Here is an 11768-nt window from a genome sequence, read left to right as displayed (position 1 = left end):
AGCGACACCCGCCATCTCGTCGGTTGAGCCTCGGTTAGGGTCGGATGCATGAGCTCCGACCCCCGCCGTGGCCTGCCGCGCACCGACGACGTGGCCGGGGACGCCCGTCTGGCCGCGGCCGTGGCGCGGCTCGGTCGGGCGGCGGTGGTGGCGGCCGCCCGCGAGGTCCTCGCCGACCTGCGCAGCGGCGCCGCACCCTTGGACACCGCCGACCTGGACACCGCCGACCTGGACGCCGGCGCCGACCGGGCCGGCGCCGAGGTGCTCCTCGACCGAGTGGTGGCGCAGGTCCTGCACGCGCTGCCCGGGGGAGCCAGCAGCCTGCGGCCCGTCCTCAACGCCACCGGCGTCGTCCTGCACACCAACCTCGGTCGTGCCCCGCTCGGCGCCTCGGCGGTCACGGCGATGGTGGACGCGGCGGGCAGCACCGACGTGGAGTTCGACCTCGTCACGGGGGCCCGGGCGCAACGCGGTGCCGAGGTGCTCGCCGACCTGCGGTCCGCGACGGGGGCCGAGGCCGCGCTGCTGGTCAACAACGGCGCCGCCGCCCTCGTCCTCGCCACGACCGCGCTGGCCGGTGTGGGCCCGGACGCGGGGGAGGTGGTCGTGAGTCGGGGCGAGATGGTCGAGATCGGCGACGGCTTCCGCCTGCCGGAGCTGATCCGTAGCACCGGTGCCCGGATCCGCGAGGTCGGCACCACGAACCGCACCCGGCTCACGGACTACACCGAGGCCGTGGGCGCCGACACGCGTGCAGTGCTCAAGGTCCACCCCAGCAACTTCCGCATCGAAGGCTTCACCGCAGCCGCCTCGGTCGCCGAGCTCGCGACGCTGCCCGTCCCGGTCATCGTAGACATCGGCAGCGGTCTGCTGCGCGCGGACCCGTTGCTGCCCGACGAGCCCGACGTGGCGTCCACCCTCGAGGCCGGCGCCGACCTGGTGACGTGCAGCGGCGACAAGCTCCTCGGCGGACCGCAGGCGGGGCTGGTGCTCGGGTCGGCGGAGCTGGTGGAGCGGCTCCGGCGCCACCCGCTCTACCGCGCCCTGCGCGTCGACAAGCTCACCCTGGCCGCGATGCAGGCGACCCTGCGCCAGCACCTCCTACCGGGCGGCTCCACCCCGGTGAGCGAGGCCCTGCACGTCTCGTCCGCCGTGCTGCGGCAGCGGGCGGACCGGCTCGCCGCGCTGGCCGGCGGTGAGGTCGTCCGCAGCGAGGGACGCGTCGGTGGGGGAGCGGCACCGGGGGTGCCGCTGCCGGGCTGGGGCGTCGCCTACGACGAGGACCTGGCCGTCGCGCTGCGCCGCGGCGACATCCCGGTCGTCGCTCGGGTCGAGGGCGGGCGCACCGTGGTCGACGTGCGCTGCCTGCCCGACGCGACCCTCGACCAGGTCGCCGACGCCGTGCGGCAGGCGGGCCGCAGGCTGACCACCGAGGGAGGCACGTCGTGCTCGTCGTAGCCACCGCCGGGCACGTCGACCACGGCAAGTCGCTGCTGGTCCGCGCGCTCACCGGCATGGAGCCGGACCGCTGGGCCGAGGAGCGCCGCCGCGGCATGACGATCGACCTCGGCTACGCCTGGACCCGGCTGCCCTCGGGGGAACAGCTGGCGTTCGTCGACGTGCCCGGCCACCAGCGCTTCATCGGCAACATGCTGGCCGGCGTCGGTCCGGTGCCTGCTGTGCTGCTGGTCGTCGCGGCGGACGAGGGCTGGCGCGCGCAGACGCAGGAGCACGTGGCTGCGGCCAACGCGCTGGGCATCGAGCACGGGCTCGTGGTCGTCACCCGCAGCGACCTCGCCGACCCTGCTCCGACCCTCGCCGACGTGCGGTCCCGCCTGGCCGACACCTCGCTGAAGTCCCTTGACGCTGTGTGCGTCTCGGCACTCACGGGCGAGGGGATGGACGAGCTGCGGGAGGCTCTCGAGGGGCTGATCCGGTCGGTGCCACGCCCGACGACCGAGGGTCGCGTCCGGCTGTGGATCGACCGCGTCTTCTCCGTGCGGGGTGCCGGCACGGTGGTGACGGGCACGCTGGCCTCGGGCACCCTGCAGGTCGGTGACGAGCTCGAGGTCGACCGAAGGCTGTTGCGGGTCAAGGGGATCCAGTCGCTCGGTGTCGAGGAGGAGTTCGTGGCGGCCCCGGCCCGGGTCGCCGTCAACCTGCGGGGGGTCTTCGTCGACGACCTCTCGCGCGGGTCCGCGCTGCTGTCCGCACGGCGCTGGCGGCTCACCCGATCCGTCGACGTGCGGCTCACCGCCCAGGTCGAGGACCCCCTCCCTCGCCTGCTCATGCTGCACGTGGGCACGCACAGCCAGCAGGTCCAGGTGCGTTCGCTGTCAACGGGATTCGCGCGGCTGACGTGTGACCCGCCGCTCGCGCTCGAGCCGGGTGACCGGCTCATCCTGCGCGACCCCGGCCGTGGTGAGGTCCTCGCCGGCGGGCTGGTGCTCGATGCCGACCCGCCCGCCCTGGCTCGCCGCGGTGCCGGAGCCCGGCGAGCGTCCGAGCTGACGCAGGCGACCGGTCAGCTGGACCTGGTCACCGAGGTGCGCCGCCGCGGCGCCGTGTCCGTCGCCGACCTCGCGCTCCTCGGGCTGCCGCCGGCCGATCTGCAGCGTGACCACCCCGAGGTGTTGCGCCACGACAGCTGGCTCATCGACGAGTCCGCCTGGGGCGCATGGGCGGTCGCCCTCGCCGCGGCCGTGGACGAGCAGGCCGCACGCCAGCCGATGCGGCCGGCCCTGCCGCTCGACGCGGCTCGTCGCCACCTCGGCGTGCCCGACCTGCGCCTGGTCGGCCTGCTCGCGGCGGCCGCCGGGCTGATCGTCGTCGACGGTGCCGTCCAACGCCCCGGCGTGGTGCCGTCGCTGGGGGCCGCCGAGCAGGGTCTACGGGCTCTGGAGGCGCGGCTCGGGGCGGATCCGTTCGACGCCCCGGAGCGGCCGGACCTCGCCGGGTGGGGTCTTGGGCCGCGCGAGCTCGCCGCCGCCGAGACCAGCGGCCGGGTGCTGCGGCTCGTCGACGACGTGGTGCTGCTCCCGAGCGGGCCGGCCCGCGCGATGCGTGTGCTCGCCGGGCTGCCCCAGCCGTTCACGGCGAGCCAGGCGCGCCAGGCCCTCGGCACGACCCGTCGCGTGGCCCTGCCGCTGCTCGAGCACCTCGACGGCCGCGGCTGGACCCGGCGGGTCGACCCCCAGCACCGCGAGGTCGTCCGGCCGGGCTGCTGAGCACGTCACTCATCGCGACTCGCATGCTGAGACCCGGTGTCCGAGGCGCAAGACCCGCCCTAGCATCTCGGCCATGGCACCGACGCAGAAGACGCCCGCCCCGACCTCGTTGAACCTCGCCGTGATCGGCGGCGACGGCATCGGCCCGGAGGTGGTCGCCCAAGGCCTGAAGGTCCTGCGTGCGGTGACCGACCAGGTCGGCGTCTCGGTGACGACCACGGACTACGACCTCGGCGCGAAGCGCTGGCACAAGAGCGGTGAGACCCTCCCCGACTCCGTCGTCGAGGAGCTGCGCGGCCACGACGCGATCCTGCTCGGGGCCATCGGCCACCCCACCGTCCCGAGCGGCGTGCTCGAGCGCGGCGTGCTGCTGCCGCTGCGCTTCGCCCTGGACCACTGCGTCAACCTGCGCCCGAGCGTGCTCTTCCCCGGTGCGGTCAGCCCGCTCGACATCGAGCGCGTCGCCCCGGACGGCATCGACTTCGTCGTCGTGCGCGAGGGCACCGAGGGACCCTACGTCGGCAACGGCGGGGCGCTGCGCGTCGGCACCCCGCACGAGATCGCGACCGAGGTCAGCGTCAACACGGCATACGGCGTAGACCGGGTGGTCCGGGACGCGTTCGAGCGCGCCTCCGCCCGGCCGCGCAAGAAGCTCACCCTGGTGCACAAGCACAACGTGCTGGTCCACGCCGGTCACCTGTGGCGGCGCACGGTCGAGGCCGTCGCCCCCGAGTTCCCCGAGGTGACCGTCGACTACCTGCACATCGACGCCGCCACGATCTTCATGACGACCGACCCGGGTCGCTTCGACGTGATCGTCACGGACAACCTGTTCGGCGACATCATCACTGACCTCGCCGCCGCGATCTCCGGGGGCATCGGCCTCGCCGCGAGCGGCAACATCAACCCGATGCGCACGGCGCCGTCGATGTTCGAGCCGGTCCACGGGTCCGCGCCGGACATCGAGGGCCAGGGCAAGGCCGACCCCACCGCCGCGATCCTGTCGGTGGCGCTGATGCTCGAGCACGTGGGTCTGCCCGAGCTGGCGGCCCGGGTGGACCAGGCCGTGCACGACGACCTCGCCGAGCGCGACCCGTCCGTGCCCCGCACCACCGACCAGATCGGCGACGCGGTCGCCGCTCGCCTCTGAGGCCGTCCTGCGGTGGACGCGACGTCAACGAGTAGCCTTCCAAGGCAGGTCGTCCCAGAACGCCGCCCACGCGCCAGACCAGGCCACCCCAGCACGCACCGTCCGATGAGCTCCCTCTAGGAGTAGCCATGACTCTCTCGTTCCCGCTGACCCAGAACCCCGCTCCGGCCACCGACGAGGCGCGCGAGGCGATCCTCGCGAACCCCGGTTTCGGCAAGACGTTCACGGACCACATGGTCACGGCGACGTGGACGGCAGGCGAGGGCTGGCACGACGGTGGCGTCGTCCCCTTCGGGCCGCTGCAGCTGTCGCCCGCCGCGGCGGTCCTGCACTACGCGCAGGAGGTGTTCGAGGGGCTGAAGGCCTACCGGCACGCCGACGGCTCGGTCTGGTGCTTCCGCCCCGAGGCCAACGCCGCGCGCATGCAGCGCTCCTGCCGTCGGCTCGCGCTGCCCGAGCTGTCCACCGAGGACTTCATCGGCTCGCTCAAGGCGCTCGTCTCCGCGGACGAGGCGTGGGTGCCGGCGGCCGGGACGGGTGAGACCTCGCTCTACCTGCGGCCGTTCATGTTTGCCTCCGAGGCCTTCCTCGGGGTCCGCCCGGCCAACGAGGTCACCTACTCGGTGATCGCGTCACCGGCAGGCGCCTACTTCTCCGGCGGGCTCAAGCCGGTCAACCTGTGGATCTCCACGGACTACGCGCGCGCCGGTGACGGCGGCACGGGTGCCGCGAAGTGCGGTGGCAACTATGCCTCCTCGCTCGCCGGGCAGCTCGAGGGCAACGAGCACGGCTGCGACCAGGCGGTGTTCCTCGACTCCTCGACGCACACCTACATCGAAGAGCTCGGCGGCATGAACCTCTTCCTGGTCTACCAGGACGGCCGCATCGTCACCCCCGAGATCACCGGCACCATCCTCGAGGGCATCACCCGCGACTCGATCCTCGGCATCGCGACCGAGCTCGGGCTCACCCCCGAGGAGCGCCGCATCCCGATCCAGGAGTGGAAGGACGGAGCCGCGTCCGGCGACATCGTCGAGGTGTTCGCTTGTGGCACAGCGGCGGTCGTGACGCCCGTCGGTGAGCTGCGCTGGGACGGCGGGTCGGTCAACCACCGCACGTCGGCCACCGACGACAAGGTCGCCGTGGCGATCCGCAACCAGCTGCTCGACGTCCAGTACGGCCGCGGCGAGGACAAGCACGGCTGGATGACGCGCCTGGTCTAGGACGGAGCCTCAGCCCCGCCCCAGACCAGACCCGTCCCAGACCAGACCGTAGACCCGACCGCGGCCTGCGTCAGCGCCCCAGCTGCGGGTCGCTGATGCTCGGCCGGCCGTTCTCCAGGTGGCCGGCGAGCACCCGTCGGAAGGACGTGCCGGGCACGGTGACGGTGAGGTCGTACCACCCACCGGTGCCCCGCGTGTCCACCTGCACCAGCGAGCGGGTCCGCGCCTTGCCACGACCGCGGTCGTGGCACCGGCCCGCGACCCTGCCGTGCTCGTCGCGCAGCGCTCCGCCGTAGGCGCTGACGACCTCGACGTCGACCTCCCTACCGGCGCGGGTGACGGTCAGGTGCAGCTGACCGGAGCGACCCCGCGGCTCGAGCGAGATCTCTACCGCGTCGGAGGACCGGTCGCCGGCGAAGCCCCGGAAGAAGCCGTTCGGACCGTGCAGGTCCACGGCGTACGCACCGGTCACGGGCAGGCTGGCGGTCAGCGAGCGGCCGGCCTCGACCGTGTAGGAGTGCGGGTCGCCGGCGGGGCTCAGCAGGCGCGCCTGGAGCGTGGCCCCGAGGTCGCCGGCGTTGCGGATGGTCACCGTCAGGGCATCCTTGGTCGACTGCTCGTCGACGCGCAGGTCGTAGCCGATCGGACGGGCCGGGCGCGTCCCGGGCTCCTGGTGCGGCATCGTGCCCGCCGCGGGCGGGACCGGCTTGTAGCTCGGGTGGCGCAGCCGGTCCTTCGGTGCGAAGGCGTCGACCGTCATCATCCGAGGCGCCTTCGCGGGGACCTTGTTGAAGTCGAACGCGCTGGTCAGGTCGCCGAAGACGGCTCGACGCCACGGCGTGATCTGCGGCTCGCGCACCCCGAAGCGGCGCTCCATGTAGCGGATGATCGAGGTGTGGTCGAAGGCTTCCGAGCAGACCCAGCCGCCGGTGCTCCACGGGGACACGACGAACATGGGGACCCGCGGGGCCGCGCCGAACGGCCCGGGTGCGTAGCCCGCGTCACCCGGCTTGCCCGGGTAGAACTCGTGCTCGGTCGAGACGGTCGACTCACCGGCGATGACCGGACAGGCGGGCAGCGGGGGCACGAGGTGGTCGAAGAGGCCGTCGTTCTCGTCATAGGTGATGAACAGGGCCGTCTTGCTCCACACCTCGGGGTTGCTGGTGAGGCTGTCGAGGACCTTGGCGATGTACCACGCGCCGTAGGCGGTCGGCCAGTTCCCGTGCTCGGAGAACGCCTCCGGCGCGGCGATGTAGGAGACGGAGGGCAGCCGGTCCGCCTGCACGTCCTCGCGCAGGATCCGGAAGTAGTCGTCGCCGGTGCGGGCGCTGGTGCCGCGCCGAGCCTTCTCGTAGAGCGCGTCCCCGGGCCCCGCGTTGCGGTAGCGGTTGAAGTAGAGCAGCGAGTTGTCGCCGTAGTTACCGATGTAGGCGTCCTCGGTCCAGCCCCAGGAGCCGGCGGCGTCCAGCCCGTTGCCCTCGTCCTGGTAGACCTTCCACGACACCCCGGCCTGCTCCAGGCGCTCGGGGTAGGTGGTCCAGTCGTAGCCCAGCTCGTCGTTGTAGAGCACCGGGCCGCCACCCTTGCCGTCGTTGCCGGTCCACCCCGACCACAGGTAGTAGCGGTTCGGGTCGGTGTTGCCGATGAACGAGCAGTGATAGGCGTCGCACACCGTGAAGGCGTCGGCCAGCTGGTAGTGGAACGCCGCGTCCTTGCGCTCCAGGTAGGCCATCGTCGTGGTGCCCTTGTTGGGCACCCACTGGTCGTAGCGCCCCCGGTTGACCGCCGCCTGCCCGTCCTTCCACGAGTGCGGCAGGCCCTCGAGGAAGGCCAGACCGAGCGCGTCCACGTCGGGACGGAACGGCAGGATGTCGCGCGTGCCGTCGGACTGGTGCCACACGGTCTTGCCCGACGGCAGGATCGCGGGGTGCGGGTCCCCGAAGCCGCGCACGCCACGCATCGACGCGAGGTAGTGGTCGAACCCGCGGTTCTCCTGCATGAGCACGATGACGTGCTCCACGTCCTTGATCGAGCCCGTGCGCCGGTTGGCTGGGATCGAGGCGGCGTGGGCGATGCTCTCGGACAGCAGGGTCATCGCGGTGGTGGCACCGGCGACCTGCAGGAAGCGGCGACGGTCGATGGTCGACCAGTTGCGGTCGGGCTGGTGGGGAGGGGTGGGCATGGCGTAGACACCTCGCAGCGCTGAGGGGATGGGGCAGCGCCCGCGTTCGGCCATCCGGGCGACAACCACGTGAGCGGCGCGTGTCCTGCACGTGTCGGCTTCACGACCGGGCGAAGCGCTCACTGCGGCAGACGTCGTCACCTACCAGTCACGTTGCGATCAGCGCAGATGTCGTAGATCATCGCTGGCCTCCCACAAGGCACCGGCCGCCCGCTGCCACCGGTCGTCGGGTGACGCCGCGAGGTCGGCGTACACGAGGAGGTCCGGCACCGTCAGGCGGTGATCATCAGCTGTATCGGTCCGCCAGAAGCGCTCGCGCAGAGTGACGGGCGACCCCGATCCGTGGCGCCGAAGCTGGCCGAGGACCTTCAGCTGGTGCCAGGGCGGGTCGCCGTAGAGCAACGTGCTGACGGGGCGGATGTCGAGGTCCGGGACGCCGTGCGTGGAGAACGCCGCCAGAGCAGCCTCTCCGCTCAGTGCAGCTTCGGGGTCGTGCTCCTTGAGCAGGGCCAACCAGCGGTCCGGCCCGGCGCCGTACCAGGTCTCCGACGCCAGCGTGGGGGCCAGGCGCTGGTGGTAGGCCGCGACCCACTGCTCGCTGAGGCGCGAGGGGTCCGTGAGCTGCCGGCCGTCGGGACGATCCCGGACGTGGCCCTCCTCGACGAGGTCAGACAACACCGCTTGTGCGGTCCCGAGCGAGACCTGAGCCTGGTGGGAGATCTGCCGCAACGGCGCTGCGAGCAGGGGCCGCTGGGTCAGCAGGACGAAGAGCACCTTCAACCCGGATCGTCCGAAGGCGCGCGACGGCCGTGCCTCCCCTGCCGCGCGGTGCACGGGCTGTCGACCCTCCACCAGTAGGTGGACTCCAGGCGCCTCCAGCGAGCAGTTGCCCGCGGCGTCGATGTACGGCAGGCCCATCGCACGGTACTGGGCTCCGCGGGCGGGGGTGATGTGCCACTGCGCCACCATGATCTGGCGATCGACTGCGTCTGCTCTCCAACGAGCGACCTGCGCGGGGAGCACGGGGCTGTTCTGGCTCCGCAGCTCGACGACGAGCTGGGCGGGTGGCTGTGCGCCGGTCGCGGTAGCCGTCAGGGTGGACGGGTTCCCCTCGGTCGGTGACGTCGTCCGGACACCCAGCGCCTGCAGCTGATCGCTGATCCGGGTAGCCAGGGTGCCGTCCATCACGGGCGCGTTCAGTGGAGCCACGCGTTCACTTTAGTTGAACATCAAGGAAGAATGAACACCATCGGGCGCAGGTGCGGTCCGCAGACCCGGCGCGTCTGAAGCCTGGACGCACGCGCCACGGGTCGAGACGGCGCGGGAGGATGGGCGCGCCCCTGGTGCCTTGGAGGAAGACGATGACGACGATGTCGAGCTCGACGGGACCTGCGCTGCAGGTCTACGACACGACCCTGCGCGACGGCGCCCAGCAGGAGGGGCTCAACCTCACGGTCCACGACAAGCTCGCGATCGCGCGTCACCTCGACGAGCTCGGGGTGGGCTTCATCGAGGGCGGCTGGCCGGGGGCGAACCCGCGCGACACCGAGTTCTTCGACCGCGCGGAGCAGGAGCTAGACCTCAAGAACGCCGTCTTCACGGCCTTCGGATCGACCCGGCGCGCCCACGCGAAGGCGTCCGAGGACGCGCAGGTCCGCGCGCTGCTGGACTCCCAGGCGAAGGCGATCACCCTGGTCGCGAAGTCGCACACCGGTCACGTGGCGCGGGCGCTGCGCACGACCAAGGACGAGAACCTCGCGATGATCGAGGACACCATCCGCTTCCTCACCGGTGAGGGTCGGCGGGTGTTCCTCGACGCCGAGCACTTCTTCGACGGGTTCGAGCTGGACCGGGCCTACGCCCTCGAGGTCGTCCGCCGCTCGATGGAGGCGGGCGCCGAGGTGGTGGCGCTGTGCGACACCAACGGCGGCATGCTGCCCGCCAGCATCACCGAGGTGGTGCAGGAGGTCATCGCCGAGACGGGCGCCCAGCTCGGCATCCACTGCCACAACGACACCGGGTGTGCGGTGGCGAACTCGCTCGCAGCCGTCGGGGCGGGTGTCGTGCAGGTGCAGGGCACCGTCAACGGCTACGGCGAGCGCACCGGCAACGCGAACCTGCTGACCGTCATGAGCAACCTGCAGCTCAAGATGGGCCAGCAGGTCGTCGAGCCCGAGCACCTGCAGGAAGCCACCCGCATTGCGCACGCGATCGGCGAGATCACCAACGTGCCGCCCATCGGTCGGATGCCCTACGTCGGGGCGTCGGCGTTCGCGCACAAGGCCGGTCTGCACGCGTCGGCGCTCAAGGTCGACCCCGACCTCTACCAGCACACCGACCCGGGTCATGTCGGCAACGCGATGCGAACCCTGGTGTCCAACATGGCCGGTCGCGCCTCGATCGAGCTCAAGGCTCGCGAGATGGGCGTAGACCTCGCCGGTCGCCCCGAGCTGCAGCAGCAGATCGTCACGCGCGTCAAGGAGCTGGAGCTGCGGGGCTACACGTTCGACGCGGCGGACGCCTCGTTCGAGCTGCTCATGCAGCGGGAGATGACCGGCGAGCCGATCCGCTACTGCGAGGTCGAGTCCTGGCGGGTCATCGCGGAGGCCCGCGGGGACCAGGGCGAGGCGATCTCCGAGGCCACCGTGAAGGTGAGTGCCGGCGGGCGACGGATCGTCGCCACCGGCGAGGGCAACGGGCCGGTCAACGCGCTCGACGAGGGGCTGCGCTCGGCGCTCGCCGAGATCTACCCGGAGATCGACGGGTTCGAGCTGATCGACTACAAGGTGCGGATCCTCGACTCCTCGCACGGCACCGACGCCACCACGCACGTGCTGCTCGAGATGGCCGGCGACTCCACCTCGTGGACCACCGTGGGCGTGGCGCCCAACATCGTCGAGGCGTCCTGGATCGCACTGCTCGAGGCGCTCACCTACGGCCTGTGGCGCAAGGGCGTGCCCGTCCGCTGACAGCCGTTCGGTGCTTCGTCCGGTTGTGTCTCCTCGCGCGCCGAATGTGTGTGCTCGCGATCAAAAGGACATGTGCAGTCCCCAAGATGTTCCGATACCTAAGAGTGTCCTACGCCGCACCGGATCCGGTGATCAGGGCCTCGCAGGCGGCGATGAGTCGTCGCCGTAGGGGGCCGGCGCGGTCGGCGATGGCGCGTTGCCGGCGCACGTGCTCGGCCTTGCCGGCGGGGGTCTCGATGGCGAGGTTGGTGTGGCCGAGGGAGCTGACTTCGTAGGGCGAGCTGCGCATGTCGAGGATGCGGGCTTCGCGGGCGAGATCGAAGCAGTCCATCAGCAGGTCGCTGGGGATGCCTGGGGCGAGCTTGAAGGACCAGCGGTAGAGGTCCATCGCGCCGGCGTGCAGGCACCCGGGCTGCTCGTTGTCGCGCTGGCCGTCGCGGTCCGGCGCGAGCAGGTTGCGCGGTCTCGCGTCGGGGGTGAAGAACCGGAACGCGTCATAGTGCGAGCAGCGGATCTCGTGCGCCTCGACCACCGCGTCGGTGCCCGCGTGCCCGAGACGCAGCGGCAGCCCCTGGTGGCGCACGTTGTCTGGTGTGGAGCGGTAGACCATGGCCCACTCGTGCAGGCCGAAGCAGCCGAACTGCGCGTCACGAGAGTCGGTGCGCACCAACAGGTCTCGCACGAACTCGACGGTGCGACCGCGGGCCGCCAGGTAGCCCGGGAGGTCCAGCGAGGTGTCTACGCCGGCGGTGGTGTAGTGGCGCCAGCCGGCGTGCTCGGGGGCGTCGCGGAGCACGACGTGCGGGCCCGGGTGCCAGCGGGCGAGGTGCCCGGGGTGGAACCCGTAGTACTCGAAGAGGAAGTCCTCCAGCGGGTGCTTCTGCCCCCGCGCACGGCGGGCGCGGTGCTCGCGGGTCGCCGCCTCGGCCCGTCGCTGGTGCGCCTCGGCACGCGGCAACCACTGCTCGCGCTCGAGCACCACCGCTGCTCGGTCCTCGGCCGTCACGGCGTCCATCG

The 11768-nt window shown here is 71.9% G+C and carries 8 protein-coding genes; 5 read left to right on the top strand and 3 right to left on the bottom strand.

The genetic code is table 11. The features are described 5' to 3' along the window. The first annotated feature begins 48 nt into the window (after positions 1-48). The 4 genes from selA (at position 49) to MM440_RS03795 (ending at position 5600) form a co-directional block, all read left to right on the top strand. On the top strand, positions 49-1458 hold the full coding sequence (selA, locus tag MM440_RS03810; protein ID WP_241441980.1) for an L-seryl-tRNA(Sec) selenium transferase: 1410 nt from the start codon (positions 49-51) through the stop codon (positions 1456-1458). Continuing rightward, entirely contained in the window at positions 1446-3227 is a 1782-nt protein-coding gene (gene selB, locus MM440_RS03805) for a selenocysteine-specific translation elongation factor (RefSeq protein WP_241441979.1), read from the top strand. Before selA ends, selB begins: the two co-directional genes overlap by 13 nt. Positions 3228-3300: 73 nt before the next feature. Next, positions 3301-4377 carry a 3-isopropylmalate dehydrogenase gene (locus MM440_RS03800; protein ID WP_241441977.1) on the top strand — a complete coding sequence of 359 codons (1077 nt, stop codon included), beginning with the start codon at positions 3301-3303 and terminating at the stop codon, positions 4375-4377. Between the two features lie 128 nt (positions 4378-4505). Then, a complete protein-coding gene (locus MM440_RS03795; RefSeq protein WP_241441976.1) occupies positions 4506-5600 on the top strand; it encodes a branched-chain amino acid aminotransferase in 1095 nt (364 codons plus the stop codon). A 70-nt stretch (positions 5601-5670) separates the two neighbouring features. Here MM440_RS03795 and MM440_RS03790 read toward each other — a convergent pair whose 3' ends face one another. Together MM440_RS03790 and MM440_RS03785 are read right to left on the bottom strand one after the other, a co-directional pair. Further along, on the bottom strand, positions 5671-7782 hold the full coding sequence (locus tag MM440_RS03790; protein ID WP_241441974.1) for a phosphocholine-specific phospholipase C: 2112 nt from the start codon (positions 7780-7782) through the stop codon (positions 5671-5673). A 159-nt stretch (positions 7783-7941) separates the two neighbouring features. Then, positions 7942-8991: a type IV toxin-antitoxin system AbiEi family antitoxin gene (locus MM440_RS03785; RefSeq protein ID WP_241441973.1), complete on the bottom strand. Its 1050-nt coding sequence runs from the start codon at positions 8989-8991 to the stop codon at positions 7942-7944. A 119-nt stretch (positions 8992-9110) separates the two neighbouring features. Between MM440_RS03785 and cimA the strand changes: the two genes are divergently transcribed. Beyond that, complete coding sequence (gene cimA / locus MM440_RS03780; RefSeq protein WP_420914127.1) at positions 9111-10751, top strand: citramalate synthase; 1641 nt, start codon at positions 9111-9113, stop codon at positions 10749-10751. Positions 10752-10860: 109 nt separating this feature from the next. On the opposite strand, the gene MM440_RS03775 is transcribed toward cimA, so the two are convergent. Further along, positions 10861-11766: a 3-methyladenine DNA glycosylase gene (locus tag MM440_RS03775; protein WP_241441970.1), complete on the bottom strand. Its 906-nt coding sequence runs from the start codon at positions 11764-11766 to the stop codon at positions 10861-10863. Between the last annotated feature and the right edge of the window lie 2 nt (positions 11767-11768).

The organism is Arsenicicoccus piscis (assembly GCF_022568835.1).
Taxonomy (GTDB): Bacteria; Actinomycetota; Actinomycetes; order Actinomycetales; family Dermatophilaceae; genus Arsenicicoccus; species Arsenicicoccus piscis.
This window is presented reverse-complemented; position numbering and strand designations above follow the sequence as displayed.

Bases quoted from the DNA above. Each gene is read 5' to 3' on its own strand.
- MM440_RS03775 (WP_241441970.1), bottom strand. From the start codon at position 11,766: ATGGACGCCGTGACGGCCGAGGACCGAGCAGCGGTGGTGCTCGAGCGC.
- MM440_RS03790 (WP_241441974.1), bottom strand. From the start codon at position 7,782: ATGCCCACCCCTCCCCACCAGCCCGACCGCAACTGGTCGACCATCGAC.
- cimA (WP_420914127.1), top strand. From the start codon at position 9,111: ATGGGCGCGCCCCTGGTGCCTTGGAGGAAGACGATGACGACGATGTCG.
- selA (WP_241441980.1), top strand. From the start codon at position 49: ATGAGCTCCGACCCCCGCCGTGGCCTGCCGCGCACCGACGACGTGGCC.
- MM440_RS03795 (WP_241441976.1), top strand. From the start codon at position 4,506: ATGACTCTCTCGTTCCCGCTGACCCAGAACCCCGCTCCGGCCACCGAC.
- MM440_RS03800 (WP_241441977.1), top strand. From the start codon at position 3,301: ATGGCACCGACGCAGAAGACGCCCGCCCCGACCTCGTTGAACCTCGCC.